Source organism: Segatella sinensis, assembly GCF_040095255.1.
Classification (GTDB): Bacteria; Bacteroidota; Bacteroidia; order Bacteroidales; family Bacteroidaceae; genus Prevotella; species Prevotella sinensis.
Map to the genome: position 1 here is coordinate 47,985 of NZ_JBBNGE010000006.1, position 24,517 is coordinate 72,501.

General features: G+C 49.7%; 21 protein-coding genes. 17 read left to right on the forward strand and 4 right to left on the reverse strand.

Translation table 11 applies throughout. The annotated features are described in order from the left end of the window. Positions 1-33: 33 nt before the first annotated feature. The 7 genes from ileS to AAAT87_RS02890 all read left to right on the forward strand — a co-directional run bounded on the left by ileS (position 34) and on the right by AAAT87_RS02890 (position 8,661). Positions 34-3,645, forward strand: a complete 3,612-nt coding sequence (ileS, locus tag AAAT87_RS02860) for an isoleucine--tRNA ligase (RefSeq protein ID WP_349225561.1) — start codon at positions 34-36, stop codon at positions 3,643-3,645. 110 nt (positions 3,646-3,755) lie between these two features. Continuing rightward, positions 3,756-4,139, forward strand: a complete 384-nt coding sequence (locus AAAT87_RS02865) for a TraR/DksA family transcriptional regulator (RefSeq protein WP_089543439.1) — start codon at positions 3,756-3,758, stop codon at positions 4,137-4,139. Positions 4,140-4,142: 3 nt separating this feature from the next. Next, complete coding sequence (locus AAAT87_RS02870; RefSeq protein ID WP_349225562.1) at positions 4,143-4,835, forward strand: lipoprotein signal peptidase; 693 nt, start codon at positions 4,143-4,145, stop codon at positions 4,833-4,835. Between the two features lie 15 nt (positions 4,836-4,850). Continuing rightward, entirely contained in the window at positions 4,851-5,876 is a 1,026-nt protein-coding gene (locus AAAT87_RS02875; protein WP_295024998.1) for a DUF4296 domain-containing protein, read from the forward strand. A 2-nt stretch (positions 5,877-5,878) separates the two neighbouring features. Further along, a complete protein-coding gene (locus tag AAAT87_RS02880; protein WP_295024997.1) occupies positions 5,879-6,106 on the forward strand; it encodes a hypothetical protein in 228 nt (75 codons plus the stop codon). 18 nt (positions 6,107-6,124) lie between these two features. Next, positions 6,125-6,976 (forward strand): carboxylating nicotinate-nucleotide diphosphorylase, encoded by an 852-nt coding sequence (nadC, locus tag AAAT87_RS02885; RefSeq protein WP_295024996.1) that lies wholly within the window; start codon positions 6,125-6,127, stop codon positions 6,974-6,976. A gap of 20 nt (positions 6,977-6,996) precedes the next feature. Beyond that, the gene (locus AAAT87_RS02890; protein ID WP_349225563.1) at positions 6,997-8,661 is read left to right on the forward strand and encodes a dipeptidase; all 1,665 of its coding nucleotides are present in this window, start codon (positions 6,997-6,999) and stop codon (positions 8,659-8,661) included. Between the two features lie 354 nt (positions 8,662-9,015). On the opposite strand, the gene AAAT87_RS02895 is transcribed toward AAAT87_RS02890, so the two are convergent. From AAAT87_RS02895 to rsmG, 4 genes are all read right to left on the reverse strand, one after another. Beyond that, a complete protein-coding gene (locus AAAT87_RS02895) occupies positions 9,016-10,503 on the reverse strand; it encodes an ATP-binding cassette domain-containing protein (RefSeq protein WP_349225564.1) in 1,488 nt (495 codons plus the stop codon). A 57-nt stretch (positions 10,504-10,560) separates the two neighbouring features. Continuing rightward, the gene (gene ruvC / locus AAAT87_RS02900) at positions 10,561-11,202 is read right to left on the reverse strand and encodes a crossover junction endodeoxyribonuclease RuvC (protein WP_118311044.1); all 642 of its coding nucleotides are present in this window, start codon (positions 11,200-11,202) and stop codon (positions 10,561-10,563) included. Between the two features lie 22 nt (positions 11,203-11,224). Further along, positions 11,225-11,869 carry an MBL fold metallo-hydrolase gene (locus AAAT87_RS02905; RefSeq protein WP_295023467.1) on the reverse strand — a complete coding sequence of 215 codons (645 nt, stop codon included), beginning with the start codon at positions 11,867-11,869 and terminating at the stop codon, positions 11,225-11,227. Positions 11,870-11,942: 73 nt separating this feature from the next. After that, complete coding sequence (gene rsmG, locus AAAT87_RS02910; protein WP_349225565.1) at positions 11,943-12,566, reverse strand: 16S rRNA (guanine(527)-N(7))-methyltransferase RsmG; 624 nt, start codon at positions 12,564-12,566, stop codon at positions 11,943-11,945. Between the two features lie 222 nt (positions 12,567-12,788). Here rsmG and AAAT87_RS02915 point away from each other — a divergent pair, with 222 nt between their 5' ends. From AAAT87_RS02915 to AAAT87_RS02960, 10 genes are all read left to right on the forward strand, one after another. Next, positions 12,789-13,478, forward strand: coding sequence for an HAD family hydrolase (locus AAAT87_RS02915; RefSeq protein ID WP_296971329.1), 690 nt, complete (start codon positions 12,789-12,791; stop codon positions 13,476-13,478). A 68-nt stretch (positions 13,479-13,546) separates the two neighbouring features. Beyond that, complete coding sequence (panB, locus tag AAAT87_RS02920; RefSeq protein ID WP_295023473.1) at positions 13,547-14,365, forward strand: 3-methyl-2-oxobutanoate hydroxymethyltransferase; 819 nt, start codon at positions 13,547-13,549, stop codon at positions 14,363-14,365. A 1-nt stretch (position 14,366) separates the two neighbouring features. Beyond that, positions 14,367-15,587, forward strand: coding sequence for an MFS transporter (locus AAAT87_RS02925; protein ID WP_349225566.1), 1,221 nt, complete (start codon positions 14,367-14,369; stop codon positions 15,585-15,587). A gap of 197 nt (positions 15,588-15,784) precedes the next feature. Next, positions 15,785-16,780 (forward strand): AAA family ATPase, encoded by a 996-nt coding sequence (locus tag AAAT87_RS02930; RefSeq protein ID WP_349225567.1) that lies wholly within the window; start codon positions 15,785-15,787, stop codon positions 16,778-16,780. An 85-nt stretch (positions 16,781-16,865) separates the two neighbouring features. Continuing rightward, entirely contained in the window at positions 16,866-17,735 is an 870-nt protein-coding gene (locus AAAT87_RS02935; protein WP_295023477.1) for a DUF58 domain-containing protein, read from the forward strand. A gap of 11 nt (positions 17,736-17,746) precedes the next feature. Beyond that, complete coding sequence (locus AAAT87_RS02940) at positions 17,747-18,823, forward strand: hypothetical protein (RefSeq protein ID WP_349225568.1); 1,077 nt, start codon at positions 17,747-17,749, stop codon at positions 18,821-18,823. Between the two features lie 59 nt (positions 18,824-18,882). Next, entirely contained in the window at positions 18,883-19,881 is a 999-nt protein-coding gene (locus AAAT87_RS02945; protein ID WP_117663105.1) for a vWA domain-containing protein, read from the forward strand. A 44-nt stretch (positions 19,882-19,925) separates the two neighbouring features. Further along, positions 19,926-20,966 (forward strand): vWA domain-containing protein, encoded by a 1,041-nt coding sequence (locus AAAT87_RS02950; RefSeq protein ID WP_349225569.1) that lies wholly within the window; start codon positions 19,926-19,928, stop codon positions 20,964-20,966. 137 nt (positions 20,967-21,103) lie between these two features. Continuing rightward, entirely contained in the window at positions 21,104-21,853 is a 750-nt protein-coding gene (locus AAAT87_RS02955; protein WP_349225570.1) for a tetratricopeptide repeat protein, read from the forward strand. A 62-nt stretch (positions 21,854-21,915) separates the two neighbouring features. Continuing rightward, positions 21,916-24,513 (forward strand): BatD family protein, encoded by a 2,598-nt coding sequence (locus AAAT87_RS02960; protein WP_349225571.1) that lies wholly within the window; start codon positions 21,916-21,918, stop codon positions 24,511-24,513. The last annotated feature ends 4 nt before the right edge of the window (positions 24,514-24,517 follow it).

A 24,517-nucleotide genomic window follows, 5' to 3' on the forward strand; every position in this document is an offset into this window, starting at 1 on the left:
AAGTAAAAACAATATAAAATTTAAATAGATAATATGGCTAAGAAATTTGCCGAGCACAATGGTCTGAATCTTACTCAGACAAACAATGACGTACTAGCAGCGTGGGAGAAAAATGATATCTTCCACAAGTCTATTGATGAGCGTGAAGGCTGCCCTCAGTTTATCTTCTTCGAGGGACCTCCATCAGCTAATGGCCACCCGGGTATTCACCACGTGTTGGCACGTAGTATCAAGGATACATTCAACAGATACAAGACCATGAAGGGCTTCCAGGTTCACCGCAAGGCGGGATGGGATACCCACGGACTCCCTGTTGAACTCGGTGTCGAGAAGGAACTCGGCATCACCAAGAAGGATATCGACAACAAGGCTTCTGAGAAGTATATCTCTACCGAGGATTACAACCACAAGTGCCGCGAGAACGTGATGAAGTTCACCGCTGAGTGGCGCGAGTTGACCGAGAAGATGGGTTACTTCGTAGATCTCGATCATCCTTATATCACATACGATAACAAGTACATCGAGACTCTCTGGTGGCTCCTCAAGCAGCTCTACAACAAGGGCCTGCTCTACAAGGGTTACACCATCCAGCCATACTCTCCAGGCGCAGGTACAGGTTTGAGCTCTCACGAGTTGAACCAGCCTGGCTGCTACCGCGATGTAAAGGACCTCACCACCACTGCCCAGTTCCTCATCAAGGATCCTAAGGCAGAGTGGACCAAGTGGGGCAAGCCATACTTCATCGCATGGACCACTACACCTTGGACTTTGCCATCAAACGTGGCTCTCTGTGTAGGTCCTAAGATTGATTATGTAGCTATCGAGACCTACAACCTCTACAATGGCGAGCATATGACACTCGTGATGGCTGAGGCTTTGGTAGGCTCATATCTGAAGGCTGACCAGGAGTGCAAGGAAGGCGATCTCCTGCCATTCGACAAGGAGAAGAAGCAGTGCCCATGGCGCATTATCGACCACATGAAGGGTACAGACCTCGAAGGCTTGCACTACGAGCAGCTCCTGCCATGGGTAAAGCCATGCGAGAAGGTAGATGCTTTTGCTCCAGCTTTCGTAACAGAGTATGCTGCAGCTCATCCTGAGAAGGTGTTCGCTTCTGAGGATGGTCGCGATAAGTTCGTTGAGATGGATAGCGAGGCTTTCCGCGTCATCCTCGGCGACTACGTTACTACCGATGACGGTACTGGTATCGTGCACATCGCTCCTACATTCGGTGCTGATGACGCCAAGGTAGCTAAGGATGCCAACATCCCTGCGCTCTACCTTATTAATAAAAAGGGTGAGACCCGCCCAATGGTTGACCTGCAGGGTAAGTTCTATCTCATCGAAGATCTCGATGACAACTTCGTGAACGCTTGTGTCAACAAGGAGGCATACGCTCATCACGCAGGCGACTACGTGAAGAATGCCTACGACCCACAGTTTAATGTGGATGGTGTCTGGGACAAGAAGGCTTCTGATAAGGCTGAAGACCTGAACATCGTGCTCTGCTACGAACTGAAGCAGGAGGGCAAGGCTTTCAAGAGCGAGAAACATGTTCACAACTATCCTCACTGCTGGCGTACCGACAAGCCTATCCTCTACTACCCATTGGATAGCTGGTTTATCAAGGATACTGCCCGCAAGGAGCGCATGGTAGAACTCAACAAGACCATCAACTGGCAGCCTGAGAGCACCGGTACAGGCCGTTTCGGCAACTGGCTCGAGAACCTGAACGACTGGAACCTTTCACGTTCCCGCTTCTGGGGTACTCCATTGCCAATCTGGCGTGATGAGAACCGTGGCGAGAAGTGCATCGGCAGCCTGGAGGAACTCTATGCTGAAATCGAGAAGTCAGTGGCTGCCGGTATCATGCAGAGCAACCCATTGAAGGAGAACGGTTTCGTTCCTGGCGACTACAGTCAGGAGAACTATGATAAGATTGACCTCCACCGTCCATACGTTGACAAGATCGTATTGGTAAACGAGGAGGGCAAGCCAATGTATCGTGAGAGCGACCTGATTGACGTTTGGTTCGATTCAGGCTCAATGCCTTATGCCCAGCTCCACTACCCATTCGAGGGTGAGATGGCTCGTGGCACAGAGGCAGACCGCGATGCACTCATCCACAGCACCTACGAGGGATATGCTATTCCTCCTAAGTTCTATCCAGCCGACTTCATCAACGAGGGCGTGGATCAGACCCGTGGATGGTTCTTCACCCTGCACGCCATCGCTACCATGGTATTCGATAGCGTAGCCTTCAAGAACGTAATCTCTTCTGGTCTCGTTCTCGATGCCAAGGGTAACAAGATGAGTAAGCACGTGGGTAACGTGACTAACCCATTCGAGATGATTGACAAGTATGGTGCCGATCCTGTTCGTTTCTATATGATGACCAACAGCGAGCCTTGGGACAACCTCAAGTTCGACCCTAACGGTGTAGATGAGACCCGTCGCAAGTTCTTCGGTACTTTGTATAATACCTACAGCTTCTTCGCCCTCTATGCTAATGTAGATGGTTTCGATGCTGAGGCAGCTCAGGTGCCATTCGAGAAGCGCCCAGAGATTGATCGCTGGATTCTCTCTTCACTCAATACCCTCATCAAGGGCGTTGACAGAGAGTTGGCTGGCTATGATCCAACCCGTGCAGGTCGTCTCATCGACGCATTCGTCAATGATGACCTCTCTAACTGGTACGTTCGTCTGAACCGTAAACGTTTCTGGGGTAAGGAGATGAGCGAGGATAAGCTGAGTGCTTATCAGACTCTCTATACCTGTCTGATGACAGTGGCTAAGCTGCTGGCACCATTCGCTCCATTCTATGCAGACGAGTTGTATCACGACTTGGGCGGCGAGTTGGAGAGCGTACACCTCGACAAGTTCCCTGTAGCTGATGAAGCTGCTATCGATGCCGACCTGGAGGAGCGTATGGCTATCGCCCAGAAGATTACTTCTATGGTATTGGCATTGCGCCGCAAGGTGAACATCAAGGTTCGTCAGCCACTCCAGCAGATTATGATTCCTGCCGTAGATGATGTACAGAAGGCACACATCGAGGCAGTAGCCGGACTGTTGAAGAATGAGGTGAACGTGAAGGAGGTTAACTTCATTGAGGGTCAGGGCATTCTCGTGAAGAAGGTGAAATGTAACTTCAGAGTGATGGGTAAGAAGTTCGGCAAGCTGATGAAGGGTGTTGCTGCCCAGATGTCAGCGCTCGATCAGGACCAGATTGCAGCTTTCGAGAAGGCAGGCAACATCACATTGAATATTGACGGACAGGAAGCCGTGGTAGAGGTAGCCGACGTGGAGATTATCTCTGAGGATATCCCAGGATGGCTCGTATCTAACGAGGGCAATCTGACCGTAGCGCTTGAGGTAGAGTTGACTCCTGAATTGAAGAAGGAGGGTATGGCTCGTGAGCTGATCAACCGTATCCAGAACCTCCGCAAGGAGACTGGTCTGGAGATTACCGACCGCATCAAGGTGACAGTGGCTTCCAATGAGGAGACCAATGCTGCCATCGAGTCATTCGGCGACTACATCAAGGGTCAGGTACTGGCTGACAGCATCGAAATCGGTGACAACGCAGGTGTTGAGACCGAGTTTGATGACTTTAAGTTGAACATTCTCGTAGAGAAGAATTAAATAGTTAGGAGTTAGAAGTTAGGAGTCAGGAGTTATCCGAAGCTACTTGCTTCTAACTTCTTTCCTTAAAACTCTAGTCTAATAATAACTTTTATAACAAAACAACGTCTATGGCTAACGAAAAAGCACGTTATAGCGATGTAGAACTCGAGGAGTTCCGCGCTATCATTGAAGAGAAGTTAAAGGTGGCAAAGCAGACCTACCGTGACTGTATGGCTCAGCTCAACCACTCAGATAGTAATGATGTGGTAGATACATCACCAACCTACAAGGCTCTTGAGGAGGGCAGCGAGGCACAGAGCAAGGAGGAGATCATCCAGATGGCTCAGCGCCAGCAGAAGTTCATCAAGGGTCTGGAGGCTGCGCTAGTCCGCATTCAGAACAAAACCTATGGCATCGACCGCGAGACGGGTGAGTTGATTCCTAAGGAGCGTTTGCGTGCAGTACCTCATGCCACATTGAGTGTAGCTTCCAAGGAGGCTAGAAAGAAATAATAAATGGAGAAAAAAAGGAATTTACATATCGGCTGGCTCGTCACGGCAATGGTGGTTGTGCTGCTTATCATCGACCAATGGATTAAGCTGTACATCAAGACCCACTTTTGCCTTGGCGAGTCTGTTCGTGTTACAGATTGGTTTTTTATCGATTTCATTGAGAACAATGGTATGGCGTGGGGCATGTCGTTTATCGGCAAGTTCTGGCTCAGCCTGCTGCGCTCTGTAGCCATCGTCGCTCTCATCGTCTATCTCTATCGCATCATCAAAAGGGGTACGCATCGTCTGCTCTACATCATCCTCGTAGCTCTGGTACTTACGGGTGCCATCGGCAATATGATCGATTCGATGTTCTATGGTCTGATGTTCACGGCTTCCTCGCCTTATTACGTATCCTATATGGTACCGTTCGGCGATGGATATGCGCCTTTTTTTATGGGTAAGGTGGTAGATATGTTCCGCTTCCCGTTCTTCAGCTATACCTGGCCGGAGTGGGTACCTTTCTGGGGTGGTCAGCAGGGAACATTCTTCGATCCTGTATTCAATTTTGCCGATGCCTGCGTCAGTGTGGGTATCATCTCCATGCTGCTCTTCTGCCGCAAGGAACTGGAGCATCTTGGAGGTAATGACAAGAAGAAAGGGGAGAAGAAGGAGACTTCTGCTAACAAGGAAGATAACAAGGAAGATAAGAATTAGAAAGGAGGTATGAGAATGAAGAAGTTAATGATTTGTCTTGTGGCAGTGATGGCATTGCTTTTCTGCGTTTCATCCTGCAAGCCTTCCCTGCCAGGCGGCGTCTTGTCGAAGGGCAAGATGACGGATATTCTTTATGATTATCACCTGGCTCTGGCGATGGCACACATGGATGATAACGGCGACAAGGGACAGAGCCTGGCTTATCGTGAGGCGGTGCTCAGAAAGCACGATGTCACCTCTGCCGAGTTCGATTCTTCCATGGTTTATTATATGCGTCATACCGAACTGTTGGAGGATGTGTATAAGGACCTGACCGACCGTTACAACAACGAGATTACAGCCATGGGCGGTAGTGCCAAGGAGGGAGGAGAGTTTGCTAATCTCTCTGCCACCGGCGATACGGCTAATGTATGGAATCTCGCTACATCGATGGTGTTCATGCCTGTGAAGCCGTTCAATAGTACCAGCTTCGATATCAAGGTGGATTCTACCTTCCATAAGGGCGACCGCCTGATGCTCGATTTCGATGCGCAGTTCATCTACCAGGATGGTATGCGCAATGGTGTTGCGATGCTCGCAGTGCAGTTTGGTAACGACAGTATTGCCCAGCGTACCATCATGATTCAGAGTACCCAGCATTATTCGGTGGAACTCTCTGATGCTGATTCACTTGGCATCAAGAGCGTGAAGGGATACTTCATGCTGATGAATGACGATAACGGCACGGGCGTCTCTTCTCAGACCACCTTGAAGCTGATGTTCCTGGAGCATATCAAGCTGATTCGCATGCATCCGCAGAAGCCAGTGGCAGCGCCGGCAGGAAGCTCTTCCTCGGCATCATCCGATAGTCTTCGCAAGGATAGTGCTTCTTCTGCGTCATCCTCTTCTGCTTCATCCTCATCAGGTGAAAAACCGGGAGAGCAGACCTTCGAGATGTCATCCCAAAAGCCGGTTCATCCTATCAGAATGCCGGATGGCAAACCGTTGAGACCGCTCAAGGAAATGAAGCCGATGAAGGCAGAACCTCTTAAGACGAGATAGCGATGGAGGAACAGAGAAGATGCGGTGCTCATACTGTGGTGCTTCCCGATGGCACCATCCTGCAGCAGGCAGTGGTGGAGATAGCCGAGGATAGGGTAGTCAACTATTATGAGTTCCGTGAGGAGTTGCCCATGACCGAATGGCTGGGTGGAGAAATCAGGGTAGAGCGTGATGAGGAAGGCATCCTCTGCGCCCTATGGAACGGGAAAAGATTAAACAATAAACATTAAACAATAAACATTAATAATATGTTAAGCGTAGATCAATTAGAAGACAAGTTGATAGACTTGGCATTTGCTGAGGATATCGGTGATGGCGACCACACAACCTTGTGTTGCATTCCAGAGGACGCCATGGGTAAGAGCCATTTGCTCATCAAGGAAGATGGCGTTTTGGCTGGTGTAGAAATGGCTAAGAAGGTGTTCGCACGCTTCGATCCTACCATGAAGGTAGAGGTTCTGTTGCAGGATGGTACCCACGTGAAGAAGGGCGACATCGCTATGATCGTAGAGGGCAAGACCCGTTCTTTGCTTCAGACTGAGCGTCTCATGCTCAACATCATGCAGCGTATGAGCGGTATTGCTACCATGACCGCTATGTATGTAAAGCGCCTTGAAGGTACCAAGACTCACATCCTCGACACCCGTAAGACTACTCCAGGTCTCCGTATGTTGGAGAAGCAGGCAGTGAAGATTGGTGGTGGTATGAACCATCGTATCGGTCTCTTCGATATGATTCTCCTCAAGGACAATCACATCGATTTTGCTGGCGGTATCGATAACGCCATCGACCGTTGTCATGCTTATCTCAAGGAGAAGGGTCTCAATCTGAAGATTGAAATCGAGGTTCGCAGCTTCGATGAGCTCGACCAGGTATTGAAGCACGGCGGTGTCAACCGTATCATGCTCGATAACTTCTCTGTGCCTGATACCAAGAAGGCTGTTGATATCATCGCTGGCAAGTATGAGACTGAGTCATCTGGCGGTATCACCTACGATACCATCCGTGACTATGCAGAGCAGGGTGTTGACTTTATCTCTGTAGGTGCCTTGACACACAGTGTGAAGGGTTTGGATATGAGCTTCAAGGCTTGTGATTAATATAAATAAAGGTATATTTTATGAATAAGATTTTTGCTTCAGCCTTGATGGCTGTGGCTATGTTGGGCAGTGTCTCAGAGGCTGAGGCCTGCAGCAACTTCATCGTGGGCAAGAAGGCATCAGTAGATGGTTCGGTGATGTGTTCTTACAGTGCCGACGACTACGGAATGTTCCAGTACCTCTGCCATTATCCTGCGGCTAAGCATGCCAAGGGCGAGATGCGCAAGATTTTCGATTGGGACAGCAACAAGTATCATGGTGAGATTCCTGAGGCTGCCGAGACCTACAACGTAATCGGTAACATCAACGAGTGGCAGGTTACCATCGGCGAGACTACCTATGGCGGTCGTGAGGAGATGGTGGATTCTACCGGTATCATGGACTATGGTTCACTCATCTATGTAGCTCTCCAGCGCAGTAAGACGGCTCGCGAGGCTATCAAGGTGATGACCACCCTCGCCAATACCTACGGTTACAACTCTGGCGGTGAGACCTTCACCATCTGCGATCCTAACGAGGCTTGGATCATGGAGATGATGGGTAAGGGTGCCGGTTCCAAGGGTGCTGTATGGGTAGCACTCCGCATTCCGGATGATGCCATCTGTGCACATGCCAACCAGAGCCGCATCGGCAAGTTCAATATGAAGGACAAGAAGAACGTGATGTATGCCAAGGATGTGGTTTCTTTTGCCCGCAGCAAGGGCTGGTTCAAGGGCAAGGATGCTGATTTCTCCTGGAAGATGGCGTATGCGAAGCCTGATTTCTCTGGTCGCCGTTTTTGCGATGCCCGTGCCTGGGCGATGCTGAACCACTTCTATGATATGAGCCCTTATCTGGATTGGGCACTCGGCAAGAATCCTGATGCGCAGGATATGCCTCTCTGGGTGGTTCCTAACAAGAAGGTGAGCGTGAAGGATGTTGAGAATGTGATGCGCGACCATTACGAGGGTACTCCTCTTTCTGTAGCCGACGGTTCTGATATCGGCTGTGGTATCTGGGAGATGCCTTATCGTCCTACACCATTGATGTACAAGGTGGATGGCAAGCAGTATTTCAACGAGCGTCCTGTAAGCACCCAGCAGACTGGTTTCGTATTCGTGAGCCAGATGCGTTCATGGTTGCCAAGAGAGATTGGCGGCGTGTTCTGGTTTGCCAACGACGATGCCAATATGGCTGCGTTCACTCCAGTATATTGCTCTATGACCGAGCGTCCTGAGTGCTACAATACTCCTGGTGTTGATGCGGTGCATTTCAGCAAGAAGAACGCTTACTGGGTTTGCAACATGACCAGCAACATGGTTTATCCTCGTTACAGTTTGATGTTCCCAACCTTGAAGGAGGTTCGTGATAGCTTGGACAACAGCTATTTTGCTGCTCAGGCAGGTGTTGAGAAGAAGGCTCAGGAGCTTTATGCCCAGAACCCACAGGCTGCCGTGAAGTATCTCAACGACTACAGTGTAGAGAAGGCGCAGCAGATGTTGGGTCGCTGGAACCAGCTTTTCGAGTTCATGGTGGTGAAGTACAATGATATGATCATCAAGCCAACCGATAAGAATGGTACCTTCAAGAAGACTCCATACGGTTTGGGTGCTACTCCAGTTCGTCCTGGTTATCCAGAGAAGTTTGCCAAGCAGCTTGTCAAGCAGAGTGGCGATAAGTTCCTGGTTCCTGAGGAGAAGAAATAATGGTTTTTGATTCTTGAGAATCAAAGATTCCGGAAAGTAAAAAGGGTCTATACGCCACCTTTTCATCGTGGCATATAGACCCTTGTCGTTTCCCGTGAGTATGCTAACCTCGACAAAACCAAGACAGCTGCACGAAAGAATTTCTGCTGCACTGGCGGTGATAAATAACTTTACAGATTAAACGTTGCGGAAAAAACTCTTAAGAGAAGCTGTCGTTTTCCTTAAGGAAAAATATATTTTCCCTTAAGGAAAAAAATAAAAATCCTTAAGGGAAAATTCTCAATCTCTTTTTCTCCCATTTTCCAGGCGTTTTCGTCTGTTCCTCTCTTCCTTGAATATTGTTTACACGGATATCTATTTCGTATGTCTCTTCAGGAAGATGCTGTGGTCGATGCAGGCAGGGAGCTCTTCCTTATAGTGAGTAACCATGATCATCGTCTTGTTTTTTCGCTTGCAGAATGCCTCGATGATATCCTTTACCAGGCGGCGGTTTCTGTTGTCAAGACCATGAAGAGGCTCGTCGAGGATGAGGAGCTCAGGATCCTTCACGAAGGCGCGTGCCAGAAGTACCAGGCGCTGCTCGCCACTTGACAGCTTCAGGAAACCACGGTCTTCCAAACCCTCCAGACCGAACACCTTCATCCAGAAACGGCACTGGTCCATATCCTTTTCCTTTGGCTTTACGTAGAGACCCACAGAATCGGTAAGGCCGCTCGCCACGATGCGGATGGCTGGCATATCACGCTGATAGGAACGGTGAAGCTCTGGAGATACATAGCCGATATGCTTCTTGATATCCCAGATGCTCTCGCCACTGCCACGAGGATTGCCGAAGAGGGCAATGTCGCAGGCGTAGCTCTGCGGATTGTCGGCACATACCAGACTGAGCAGGGTACTCTTACCGGCACCGTTCTGTCCGCTCAGCGCCCAGCGCTCACCATTGTTGACCGTCCAGTCGAGATCGTTGAGGATGATGCGCTCGCCATACTGGATGCGAACCTTGTTCATCTTCACCACTTCCTGACTGTGATATTCCCGGTCGCTATATGGCAGGTTGATGATGGCTTGTTTTAATTCTTCGCATAATACGTGGGCAGGGATGGGGTTGCGCTGTGCCAGATATTCTTCCTTGGTAAGCTTAGGATATACCTTCATATCCTTCACTTCTACCACGTGGGTGATGAACTCTGGAATGTCATCGCTCTTGCTCAATACGAGGATGATCTGCAGATGATGCTCGGTGGTGAGTGACTTGAGAAGCTCCTTGAGCTGGTCGCGGGTGTCGGCATCCAAACCGATGAAAGGATTGTCCATAATCAGCACGCGAGGCTCTGAGAAGAGGGTAGAGGCAAGCTTGAACTTGCGGAGCTCTCCACTGCTCAGCAGGATGGTGTATTTGTCAAGCAGGTGGTGCATGTGGAACAGCTCGTAGATGTGCTCCTGCAGCTGTCTGCGCTCCGGAGTATCTTCGCCAGCCATCTGATAAGCCTCTTCCAGCTTATCCTTGACGATAGGCGTGTTCTCATCTATTTCCAGCTGGTTCCAGCGCTGCTGCAGGAAGTAGGTGCGGTCGTTGTCGCCTCCGTAGGTATCACGGAAGGTGATATACTTGATATTGTCGCTCACCAGGGGCTTGGTACTAGGAGAAAAGTCGTAATCAGGATCGTGCATCAACAGCGGGTGTCTGCCCACAAGGATGTCCACGAACATCGACTTACCTCCACCATTGGGACCTACGATAGCGATATGCTCGCCGTCGCATGCCTCGAAGTTAACTGGCTCAGCCATACGCCATTCCGGCATACGGGTTACGCCATTCTGAATACTGATAATCTTTTGCATCTCTCTTATTTTTTATTGATATGTTGCTTGATAACAGGATGATATTTCCGGGCTAGGCTACTTGTGCGTGGTACGGTTGATAGCCGCCAGAAGCTTTGCCTGCGGGCCCGTCATACCTGTACCTTTCTCTATGCGGCTGGCGTTCTTGGTAGCAAAATCCTTCCAGCTGCTATAGTGCTTGTCGCCCGTTTCGGGTCTGCCCATCTGCAGGAAATGGCAGTAGGCAGCGCCCAGGGCATCGGTGGCATCCATGTATTTCGGCATCTCGTCTTCCCGGATGTTGAGCATGCGCTGCAGCATCGCCGCCACCTGCTCCTTGGAAGCCTGACCTTGTCCGGTAATTGCCATCTTGATTTTCAGCGGAGCGTACTCGTGGATGGGTACGTCGTGGTGGATGGCAGCAGCGATAGCCACTCCCTGCGCCCTGCCGAGCTTGAGCATCGACTGCACATTCTTGCCGAAGAAGGGAGCCTCTATCGCCATCTCGTCGGGCAGATAGGAGTCGATGATGCCAGTCACCCGCTCGAAAATCCTGCCGAGGCGCAAGTAGGGATCTTTCTCCTTGCGCATGTCAATGACGCCCATCACCACCAGTTCTGCCTTGTTGCCGATGACGCGTATCACGCCATAGCCCATCACGTTGGTGCCGGGGTCAATGCCCAGGATAATCTTTTCTGTGTTTGATTTCTTCTGAATCATCTGAAGTCCTTATCTTCTGAATCTATCGGTCCATATATGGATTATGAGCCAATTCCTCGCCGATGCTGGTAGCCTCACCGTGGCCTGGCAGCACCTGTGTTTCATCCGGCAACATGCCGAGAAGGCGCAGGCTGTTGATGATGCGGAACATGCTGCCGCCAGGAAAATCGGTTCTGCCGATTGAACTCTTGAAGAGAGTATCGCCCGAGAAGAGTACGTGCTCTGCCTCGCAATAGAAGCATACGGAGCCGTTGCTGTGGCCCGGAGTTTCGATGATGGTGAATTCGTGATTGCCGAACTTGATTACCTCATCTTCCTCAAAGAAATGACCGATAGGAGGGAAGTGGGTGTCGAGCTGCATCTGGTAGAATGTCTCTGCCTGATGAGCCAGACCCTTCATCAGCTTCTCATCGCCCTGTGCCACTTCCGGCTTCAGTCCGAACTCCTGGTAGATGGTATCGTTGCCGAAATTGTGGTCGAGATGACCATGGGTAACGAGGAGATGAACAGGCTTCAGATTGTTCTTTCTGATATACTCGGTAATCGCCTTGCGTTCTTCTGGATAGAAGGCGCCGCAATCTATGATGACGCACTCGAGGGTGTCATCGCTGACCACGTAGCAGTTTTCCTGCAACATGTTGACTTGGAATCTTTCGATATGTAGCATTTTACTTTTTTACTTTGAACTTTGAATATTGAACTTTGAACTTTATGATTAGTGAAGCTGATGAATTTCACTCCTATGCAGGAACATAAACCAGCTGCTTGTCCTGGCTGAACCACTCCTCATCGAAGAAGGTGCTGAGAGGGGTGATTTCTGAAATCTTATAATACTGCTTGAGCTCTTCCTTCAGATTGCCGCCCTTGAGGCAGAGCAAACCGTTCGGCAGGGCATTCTGACCAGCCTTCTTGAAGTTCTTCTTGATGATCTTCATCAGGTCGGGCAACTGCATCACGGCACGGCTTACCACGAAGTCGTACTTGCCTTTCTCGTCCTCGCCGCGCAGGTGTTCAGCCACCAGGTTCTTGAGTCCGATAGCGCCAGCCACCTCATTGCACACCTTAATCTTCTTGCCGGTGCCGTCGATGAGCTTGAACTTGCACTCAGGGAAGAGGATGGCGAGCGGGATGCCCGGAAAACCACCGCCGCATCCGAAGTCGAGAATCTCTGAGCCCGGGCGGAAGTTGATCGCCTTGGCAATAGCCAGAGAGTGGAGCACATGGTGCTCGTAGAGGTTGTCGATATCCTTGCGGCTGATGACATTGATCTTGGCATTCCAATCGCGATACAGACCGTCGAGGGCAGCGAACTGCTTCTTCTGCTTGTCGGTGAGGTGAGGGAAATATTTCTCTATGATATTCATGCTATCTTGTTTTTGTTTCTTTCTATCTATAATAGTTAATGTATATACTTTATTTATTAATGTATATAAACCGATGCAAAGGTAGTGCAAATTGTAGATAAAACAAAATAAAATTAGCTTTTTTTGTATATTTAGTAGTTATTTCGGGGCTAGTTAGCAAAAAAATGTGTAACTTTGCACCCGAAAAAGATGTTAGATAGTATTTATTTAATATAAAAAGTAATGATAAAAGCAGCATTATTCGACTTAGACGGCGTGGTTTTCGATACCGAAAGCCAGTATTCCGTTTTCTGGGGAATGATAGGCAGGGAGTATCATCCGGAGATGCCTGACTTTGCGCTTCGCATCAAGGGACAGACCCTGGTTCAGATCTACGACAAGTACTTCTCTGATGATGCCACATTCGCTCATATTGATGGATACACCGATTGCAAGTCGGAACAGGCTAAGATAACAGCCCGGCTCGATGAATTCGAGCTGAATATGTCGTTTCCTTACATTCCCGGATTCGAAACTTTCCTGAAAGACGTAAAGGCGCATGGTGTGAAGTGCGCTGTGGTGACGAGCAGCAATCTGCAGAAGATGGAGCAGGTGTATAAGCATCATCCTGAGTTCAAGACCTATTTTGACCGCGTGCTCACCAGCGAAGATTTTGCCAAAAGCAAGCCGGATCCTGACTGTTATCTCAAGGGTGCAGCCTGTTTCGGAGCAAAGCCGGAGGAATGCGTGGGGCTGGAGGACAGCTTCAACGGACTGAAGGCCGTGAGAGCTTCGGGTGCATTTACCCTCGGACTCGCTACTACCAATTCTGCTGAGAGCATCCAGCCATACAGCGACTATGTGATAGCCGATTACGATGGATTCGGATACGATGACCTGGAGAAGATTGTAGAAAGGATAATCAGAAAATAGATAATCTGAGAAAGGATAATCAGGAAAATAGACTGATAAGAATAATACTTTTTAGTAAACACAATTATATGGGATATTTATCTACAGACAAAAAGAAAATCACAACCAAGACCTACGCCGAAATGAAGGCGGCAGGTGAGAAGGTTACGATGCTTACTGCCTACGATTTCACTACCGCAGGCATCATCGATGCTGCTGGCATCGATACCATCCTGATAGGTGATTCGGCTAGCAATGTGATGGCTGGAAATGCTGATACATTGCCTGTCACCGTAGATCAGATGATTTACCACGCACGCAGTGTGGCCCGCGCCTGCAATCATGCACTCGTGCTCTGTGATATGCCTTTCGGCAGCTATCAGGTTTGCAAGGAAGATGCCTTGCGCAATGCGTGCCGAATGATGAAGGAGACGGGCGTGGATGCGCTGAAGCTGGAAGGTGGTGTGGAAATCCTGGATACTGTTCAGGCACTCATCAATGCCGGTATTCCTGTTTGCGGCCATCTCGGACTTACTCCTCAGAGCGTGAACAAGTTTGGTGGTTATGGCATCCGTGCCAAGGAAGATGCAGAGGCTGAGAAGCTGGTCAGCGATGCTAAAGCACTGGATAAGGCTGGCTGCTTTGCCATCGTTCTGGAGAAAGTTCCTGCCAAACTGGCGGCTGAAGTTTCACGTCAGGTAAACGCTGTAACTATCGGTATTGGAGCTGGTAACGGTTGTGATGGACAGGTTTTGGTTTATGCTGATGCGCTCGGTATGACCCAGGGCTTCAAGCCAAAATTCCTGCGCCATTTTGCCCAGGTAGGCGAGGAGATGCAGAAGGGAGTAAAGGCTTATATCGATGCCGTGAAGAGCGTAGAGTATCCAAGCGCAGAAGAGAGCTACTAAGATGGATACGCAAAATACCCCGGTGCATTTTAATCTGTGGCACCGTGACTTCTGGTGTCTCTGCTTCGCCAATCTCTTCCTGATGACGAGCATCTATATGCTCCTCCTGAGCATACCTTATTTTATGGCTAAGGAGGGATATTCCGTTACTCAGGTTGGCGTGGTTTATGCTGCTTATGGCTTGGGCATCTTTCTTTTGGGTGGCTTCTGCTCCTATCTGGTGCAGCGCTATCGTCGCAATCGGGTATGCCAGATGTCCATCCTGGGTGTGGCAGTCAGTCTCGTCGTCCTTTATTATCTGGAAACCTTCTGGAACATCAAGGTGGGCTTCGAGATGCTGGTGGCGATGCGTCTGATTCAGGGCGCTTTCCTGGGCTTGGCAGAGATGTCGCTGGCGAGTACGCTGATTATCGATACCTGTGAATCTTTCCAGCGTACGGAGGCGAATTATATCACCTCCTGGTTTGCCCGCTTTTCTATTGCGGTAGGTCCTTTGCTGTCGCTTCTGGTCTATGATGTCTTCAGTATGAAAGTCGTTTTTCCGGTAGCCTCAGTATTGGCATTGGTTGCCTTGGTGCTGGTTTCCAGAGTGAAGTTCCCGTTCAAGGCTCCGTCAGAAAACGTGTCACTCATCAGCAGCGACCGCTTTTTCCTGCCTCAGGGATTTCCGCTGTTCATCAATATTGTATGTATCATGGTGATACCGGGCTTCTATCTGTCGCTGCCTCATTCTCTCACCGTCTATGCGATGTTTTTTTGCGGACTGTTTCTGGCATTGGTGGCAGAGAAATACGTTTTTGCTGATGCAGAGCTGAAGAGTCAGGTAATCGTGGGACTGATATTGATCGCGGCAGCAGAATTTGTTTCTTTAAGCGATCAGGATTTTGCCGAAGAGATGCTTGTACCTGCCTTGCTTGCCTTGGGAGTGGGTATCATCGGAAGCCGATTCCTGCTTTTCTACATCAAGCTTGCCAAGCATTGCCAGCGTGGCACCAGTATGAGCTCCTTCTTCCTGGCGTGGGAACTGGGGTTGAGCTTAGGAATCGGATTGGGTTTCTGGCTGGTGAAGGACTTGTATCCGAAGGGTCTTGGTATGGATCCGGTGATCTTGAATCCTGTGTATAAGGAACTTCTGTATCCGGCTTTCGGATTGACAGTGGTTTCTCTCCTGATGTATAATTTCCTAGTACATCCATGGTATATGAAGCATCGCAATCGCTGATGCTTCGTGTGCCTGCTTTATTAAAAGTTTCTAAAAATAGCGTTTGTGAAACTTTTTTAATATAATTTAGTTAGCTTTATTCGCTTTTGTGCTCATAATTGAGTACTTTTGCGTTTGATTTGAGAACGGAGGGCATTTTGGAAGTGCCCTTTGTTCAGTTTTTAGAATGAATTAAACGTAAAATTGATAATAAGATTATGGCAGAAGCTATTGATATCCGTGAGTTGAATATCCGGATTGAACAACAGAGTCAGTTCGTTACCAACCTGGTAATGGGCATGAACAAGGTCATCGTAGGTCAGAAGCACCTCGTTGACTGTCTCCTTATCGGTCTTCTCTCTGATGGTCACATTCTCCTGGAAGGTGTACCTGGTCTGGCGAAGACTCTTGCAATCAAAACATTGTCACAGTTGATTAGTGCAGACTATAGCCGCATACAGTTTACACCCGATTTGTTGCCTGCCGACGTAATCGGTACGCAGATCTATTCGCAGAAGGATGAAGCCTTCCATGTGAAGCGTGGACCTGTGTTTGCCAACTTCGTCCTGGCGGATGAGATCAACCGTGCTCCAGCCAAGGTGCAGAGTGCCTTGCTTGAGGCGATGCAGGAACATCAGGTAACCATCGGCGAGCAGACTTTCCATTTGCCTAATCCATTCCTGGTGATGGCTACCCAGAACCCGATAGAGCAGGAGGGTACCTATCAGTTGCCTGAGGCTCAGGTGGACCGTTTCCTCCTCAAGGTTATCATCGATTATCCTACCATCGAAGAAGAGAAGCTCATTATCCGTGAGAACATCCAGGGCGGTCTGCCTACCGTGACTCCGGTTACTACAGCCGAGGAAATCCTGAAGGCTCGCAGCATCGTCAACGAGGTGTATATCGATGAGAAGATTGAGCAGTATATTGCCGACATCGTCTTCGCTACCCGTTATCCAGACCGTTACGGCCTGGGCGAATTGAAGGATATGATTACCTTTGGCGGCAGTCCTCGTGCCAGCATCTCACTTGCCAAGGCAGCCAGAGCCTACGCCTTCATCAAGCACCGTGGTTACGTGATTCCTGAGGATGTACGTGCCGTGGCTCACGATGTACTCCGCCACCGCATCGGCCTCTCTTACGAGGCAGAGGCAAGCGAAATTACCAGCGAGGAAATCGTCAGCCGTATCATTAACAAGGTGGAAGTGCCTTGATGAACTAAGTGAAAAGTGAAGAATTCACTTGCTTCACTAATCATAAAGTTCAATGTTCAAAATTCAAAGTTCAAAGTAAATTAAGTTGGATACACAAGATATCTTAAAGAAAGTTCGGAAGATCGAGATCAAGACTCGCGGATTAAGCCAGAACATCTTCGCCGGCCAGTATCATTCTGCCTTCAAGGGTAGGGGAATGGCCTTTGCCGAGGTGCGCGAATATCAGTATGGCGACGACGTGAGAGACATCGACTGGAATGTGACGGCTCGCTTCCATCGCCCTTTCGTCAAGGTCTTTGAAGAAGAGCGAGAGCTTACCGTGATGCTGATGGTGGATGTGAGCGGTTCGCTCGATTTCGGTACCATGCGCCAGATGAAGCGCAACCTGGCTACCGAGATAGCTGCAACCCTTGCCTTCAGTGCCATCCAGAACAACGACAAGATAGGTGTCATCTTCTTTTCCGACAGAATAGAGAAATATATCCCTCCCAAGAAGGGACGCAAGCATATCCTCTACATCATTCGTGAGATGCTCGACTTTCATCCCGAGAGTCAGCGTACAGATATCGGATGTGCCCTGGAATACTTCACGAGGGTGATGAAACGCCATTGTACGGCTTTCGTCATCAGCGACTTCTACGATAGCAAGGACTATCAGCACCAGCTGCAGATAGCCAACCAGAAGCACGATGTGGTGGGAATACAGGTGTATGATCCACGTGCCAAGCAGCTGCCCGACGTGGGACTGCTCAAGGTGATGGATGCCGAGACGGGACACGAGATGTATATCGATACCAGTTCGAAGAAATTGAGAGTAGCTCACACCCAAAACTGGTTGCGACAGCAGGAGAATCTGCGACAGCTCTTTGCCAAGAGCAAGGTAGATTGGACTTCGGTAGCCACCAACGAGGACTTCTCGAAGGCGCTCCTGATGCTGTTCAAACAGAGAGGCTAAAGTAAGATAACATGAAAATAAAGAATATCATATTGACGATGGCGCTGATGGGTTGCTCTACGCTGGCTATCGGTCAGACCGTGGAGCAGCGCATGGATTCCCTGCAGCTGCTTATCGGACAGCAGACCATCCTGCACCTCAAGGCTACAGCCCGGAAGGGTGCCAGAATCGTGCTGCCATCCTTCAAACCTCAGGACCAGATTGTACCTGGTGTAGAGGTGGTGGAGCAGCGCAAGGGCGACACGATGCAGATGGGTGATGACCGCATCCAGGTGAGCCGCGACTATACGCTTACCTCTTTCGATGAGAAGGTGTTTGTGGTTCCTGCACTCGATGTGAAGATCGACGGCAAGAGCTATCACGGAAATCCGTTGGCGCTGAAGGTGCTCACCGTTCCGGTAGATACGGTGCATCCTAACCAGTTCTATCCGGCAAAGGGTGTACAGGATAATCCTTTCGAGTGGAGTGAGTGGAGCTTCGCCTTCTGGTTGAGCCTGCTGATGATTATCATCTGTGGTGCAATGATTTATCTCCGTAATCGTCTGAAGAAGAACAAGCCTATCATCGCCCGCATCCGCATCGTGAAGAGGGTGCCTGCCCATGAGAAGGCGCTGCGTGAAATCAATGACATCAAGCATCATCATACCAGCGCCAGCCAGGAGACTCAGAAAGAGTACTACACACAGTTGACCAATACGCTGCGTGCCTATATCGTGAGCCGCTTCGGATTCAATGCGATGGAGATGACCAGTGGAGAAATCATCGAGCACCTGCGTGCTTCGGGCGACCAGAAGATGATAGACGAGCTGAGAATGCTCTTCTCCACCGCCGACCTGGTGAAGTTTGCCAAGTACGAGATTCCGATGAACGAGAACGATGCCAACCTGGTGAATGCCATCAACTTCATCGACCGGACGAAGACCGATGAGCAGCCTAAGGAGGAGAAGATCGTTCCAACGCTCAGCACCGAAGACCAGAAGTCGCAGCAGCAGCGCCGACTCATCAAGACCCTGCTCTGGGTGGGCGGCATCAGCGTAGTTGCCATCTTCGGCTACATCGTTTATCAGGTAGCGATGCTCGTGATGTAAATGTCATCAGGCTCAGAAATCCAGAGCTGGTGATGTAAACAATAAAAAGAAATTAAGAAATGGAATTTGCAAGTAAAGCATATTTTCTGCTGCTCCTGCTGCTGATACCTTATATATTATGGTATTTCCTGGGCAGGAAGAAGAGCGAGCCTACGATGCGCATGAGTGATACACGAATCTATCAGTATGCTCCGAAGAGCATGCGCGTTAGGCTCATCCATCTGCCGATGGTGCTGAGATGCATCTGCTTCGTGCTCATCGTCATAGCTATGGCCCGTCCGCAGACTCACTATTCCTGGGACAACAAGACCGTAGAAGGTATCGATATCATGCTTGCCATGGACGTATCAACCTCTATGCTTGCCGAGGACCTGAAGCCAAACCGTATGGAGGCGGCGAAGGATGTTGCCACAGAGTTTATCTCAGGCCGTCCTACTGACAATATCGGACTCACCATCTTTGCCGGAGAGGCTTTCACGCAGTGTCCGATGACTACCGATCATGCCAGTCTGCTCAGACTCCTGCATGACACCCGCACTGATATTGCGGCTCGCGGACTCATCGACGACGGTACCGCTGTGGGTATGGGACTTGCCAACGCCGTGACCCGACTCAAGGATTCCAAGGCAAAGAGCAAGGTGGTGATCCTGCTCACCGACGGTAGTAACAACATGGGTGACATCTCGCCTATGACCGCTGCCGAGATAGCCAAGAGCTACGGCATCAGAGTCTATACCATCGGAGTGGGAACCAACAAGGTGGCGCCTTATCCGATGCCTGTGGCAGGAGGCGTACAGTATGTCAATATCCCGGTGGAAATCGATACCCAGACGCTGCGCGACATCGCTCAGACCACCGATGGAAACTTCTATCGTGCTACGAGTACTGCCGAGTTGAAGAAAATCTACAAGGACATCGACAAATTGGAGAAGTCTAAGTTTAATGTGAAGCATTTTGCCAAGCGTTATGAGGCCTATCAGCCTTTTGCCCTGGGTGCACTCCTGGTACTGCTCCTGGAGATATTGCTCCGCCTCACTTGGTTCAGAAGAATTCCTTGATGAAAGAGGAGTTTAGACAATATAGATTATAACATCATATAAATATGTTAAGATTTGAAGATCCTACGTTTCTCTGGCTGCTCTGGCTGATACCGGTGCTCATACTGGTTCGTCTGGTAGGCTGGAGAAGGCGAAAGGCTAAGCTGAAAAGATTGGGCGATCCGGAACTGCTCAAGCAGTTGATGCCCAACATATCCAAATACCGTCCTACGGTGAAGTTTGTGCTGATGCTTGCAGCCTTGGCACTCGTCATCGTGATGGTGGCTCGCCCTCAGATGGGAAGCAAGATTTCTCACGACAAGCGTAATGGCATCGAGACGATGATCTGTCTCGATATCTCCAATTCCATGCTTGCCGAGGATGTGGCTCCTTCCCGTCTCGACAAGAGCAAGATGCTGATAGAGAATCTGGTAGATAACTTCAGCAACGACAAGATCGGACTGATTGTCTTTGCAGGCGATGCCTTCGTGCAGTTGCCTATCACCAGTGATTATGTATCGGCAAAGATGTTCCTGCAGAATATCACCCCGGGGCTGCTCCAGACTCAGGGTACCAATATCGGCGATGCCATCTCGCTTGCCACCAAGAGTTTTACCCAGCAGGACAATGTGGGTAGAGCCATCATCGTGATTACCGATGGTGAGAACCATGAGGATGGTGCCAAGGAGGCAGCCGAGATTGCCCAGAAGAAGGGCATCAACGTGTTTATCCTCGGTATCGGTAATACCAAGGGTGCTCCTATCCCGATGGGCGATGGCTCTTATCTGAAGGATCACGCAGGCAATACCGTGATGACTGCCCTCAACGAGCAGATGTGCCGCGAACTGGCGCAGGCTGGCAAGGGTCAGTATATCCATGTGGATAATACGAGTGATGCAGAAAAGGCATTGAATGATGACCTTACCAAGTTGCAGAAGGGAGATATGACCAGCGTGATATACAGTGCCTATGATGAACAGTTTCAGGCTGTGGGCATTCTCATCATCCTCCTGCTCATCATCGAGGTCTGCATGCTGGAAGTAAAGAATCCGTTGCTCAGGAACATTAAGTTCTTCAAAAGGGATTCCTTGAAGCTGCCGAAATAAAGCAGCTTCATAAGTCTGGGCTGTCACCTATTCGCCCTGAAAGGGCAGAAGCTCTTAGCCCAGGGCATCGCCCTGGGTAAAGCGAGTAGTAGCAAGGCGCCCTGAAAGGGCAAAAGCTTTAAAATATAGATGTAAAAATGAAGTATATACGTTATATAATAGTAACAGTGGCAATGTTGCTGGTGGGTACGGCACAAGCCGGAGCCCAGACTGATCGCAACCTGATCCGTCAGGGCAATCGTGCCTTCAAATCTCAGAAATGGGCAGTGGCAGAAACCCAATATCGCAAGGCTATCTCCAAGAATCAGAAGAATCCACAGGCGATATACAATCTTGGTTGTGCGCTCATGGCGCAGCAGAAAGACTCCATGGCGATACAGCAGTTTACCAATGCTGCCCAGTTGGAAACCAACCGCCTCCGCCGTGCTGCCAGCTATCACAACATGGGCGTAATCATGCAGAACCACCATGAATATGCCCAGGCCATCGAATACTACAAGATGGCGCTGAGATGCAATCCACAGGACAATGAGACCCGTTATAATCTTGCCCTCTGCAAGAAGTTGCTCAAGAACAATCCGCAAAACAAGGACAAGAACAAAGACAACAAGGATAAGAACAAGGACAAGAACAAGAAGGATCAGAATAAGGACAAGAACAAAGACAACAAGGATAAAAACGACGATAAGAATAATAAGAATAACAAGAACAAGAATAAGAATAACAAGAATAATCAGAACCAAAACCAGCCGAACCAGGACAATATGAGCCGCGAGAATGCCGAGCAGCTCCTGAATGCCGCCGTTCAGCAGGAGCAAGCCACCAAGCGCAAGTTGCAGAAGGCGATGAGCCAGCCACGCAGAAAGGCTTACGACAAGAATTGGTAAAAGATTAGATAAGATAAAAATACGGTTTACATATAATATTTAGCTATTATTTAAGATACGATATGAAAAGAATAGGTTGGTATATGATATTGCTGATATGCTTGCTAGGCTACCAGGTGCATGCGGTGGCCCAGCATATCTCCGTGTCGGCTCCATCGCACGTAGCGGCTGGAGAAAACTTCCGTGTCGCCTATACCATCAACACCCGTGATGTAGAGGAATTCAGAATGGGTGCAGTGCAGGATGGACTCGAAGTCATCGCAGGCCCTTACACATCCTCGCAATCCAGTTATCAGATGATCAACGGACATACCTCGTCCTCTTCATCTGTAACCATCACCTACACCCTTTATGCGGCAAAGAATGGTACCTTCAACATAGGTGCTTCCCACGCTATCGTGGGGGGTAGGAGCCTGGCTTCTCGCGCTGTGAAGATTACGGTGTCGGGTCACGCCCAGCATACCAACGGCGCTCCTAGCATGCACGGACAGAATAGCTACGACCAACCTCGTATGCGTACCGCAGGCTCTGCCATCTCAGGCAGCGACCTCTTCATCAAGGTGTCTGCCAACAAGAAGAGAGTACACGAGCAGGAACCTATCCTGCTTACCTACAAGGTATATACACAGGTGGAACTCACCCAGCTGGAAGGCAAGATGCCAGACCTGAAGGGATTCCACAACCAGGAAGTACCTCTGCCACAGCAGAAGACCTTTCATACCGAAATGGTGAACGGCCGTCCTTACAAGTGTGTCACCTGGAGCCAGTATGTGATGTATCCTCAGATGACCGGTAAGCTGGAGATACCTTCTATCACCTTCAAGGGCATCGTGGTACAGCAGAACCGCAATGTCGATCCTATGGAGGCCTTCTTCAATGGCGGATCCGGATATGTAGAGGTAAAGAAGGACATCAAGGCTCCGGGTATCACCCTGCAGGTAGATCCGTTGCCTCAGCGCCCTGCCAACTTCTCGGGTGGAGTAGGTAAGTTCAATATCTCTGCTTGTCTTGACAAGAAGGAAATCAAGGCCGGCGAACCGATCACGCTCCGTGTGATTGTGGGAGGTATCGGAAACCTCAAGTTGCTTAAGCAGCCAGTAGTGAATTTCCCGAAGGATTTCGACAAGTATGATGCCAAGGTAACAGATAAGACCCGACTCACCGCCAATGGAGTGGAGGGTAATATGATCTACGATTTCCTGGCTGTTCCTCGCAATCAGGGCAGCTATACCATTCCAGCCGTGGAGTTCACCTATTATGATACCAGCAAGAATGCGTATAAGACCATCAAGACCCAACCTTTCACTCTGAACGTGGAGAAGGGAGATGGATCAACGTCCGAGTCGGCTGACTATACCAGCAAGGACAAGGATATCCATACCATCATGTTGGGCAAGACCTCACAGCATCAGGCAGATGATATGTTCTTCGGAAGCTTCGGCTACTGGACCAGTCTGCTCATTCCGCTCATCGCCTTCTTCGTGCTGCTGGTGGTATTCCACCGCAGAGCCATCGAGAATGCCGACATCGTGAAGAAGCGCTCCAACAAGGCGGGCAAGATAGCCACCAAGCGTCTGCGCATGGCCAACAAGCTGATGCTGCAGGGCAAGCAGGGTGAGTTCTACGATGAGGTGATGCGTGCCCTTTGGGGATATATGAGCTACAAGCTGAACATGCCGGTAGAGCAGCTCTCTCGTGAGAATATCCGTGAGAAACTCTTCGCCCACGATGTGGACGATGTTACAATACAGAAGTTTACTTCCGCTCTCGATGAGTGCGAGTTCGAGCGTTATGCTCCAGGCGATCCTGCCGGCAATATGAACCGTACCTTCGAATCAGCAATGACAGCGATTATGGAAATAGAAAATGCAATCAATGCGGCTCGCAAGAACGCCAAGAAGCATCCTGCCGGATATTCCTTCGTATGGCTGCTCCTGGCGATGCTGGGCTTCGGCGCTTCTCCTGTATCGGCAATCACCAAGAATAATGCCGATACGGAATACCAGAAGGGCAACTACCAGCAGGCTATCCGCGACTACGAAGAGCTGCTCAAGAATGGTGCCTCTGCCGAGATTTACTACAATCTCGGCAATGCCTACTATCGTACAGACAATATCACCAAGGCGGTGCTCAACTATGAACGTGCCCGCCTGCTCTCGCCTGGAGATGAGGACATCAACTTCAATCTCCAGTTTGCACGCAGCAAGACCATCGACAAGATTACTCCGGTAAGCGAAATGTTCTTTGTTACCTGGTATAAGGCGCTGGTCAACTTTACGAGTGTAGATAACTGGGCGAAGACTGGTATCATCTCCATCATCATGGCGCTGCTGCTCGTGCTGCTCTATCTCTTCGGTCCGCACATCCTGATGCGCAAGATCGGCTTCTTTGGCGGTATCGGCTTCTTCCTCGTCTTCCTGCTGAGCAATCTCTTTGCCTATCAGCAGAAGCAGGCGCTCGACAACCGCAAGGGTGCCATCATCATCTCACCTTCCGTGAACATCAAGAAGACGCCTGCCAAGACCAGTACCGATCAGTTTGTACTCCACGAGGGTACCCGTGTAGATATCATCGACAAGGGTATGACCGACTGGCGTGGCATCCGCGTAGGCGATGGAAGAGAAGGATGGATCGAGACCAAGCATCTCGAGGAAATCTAGGAGA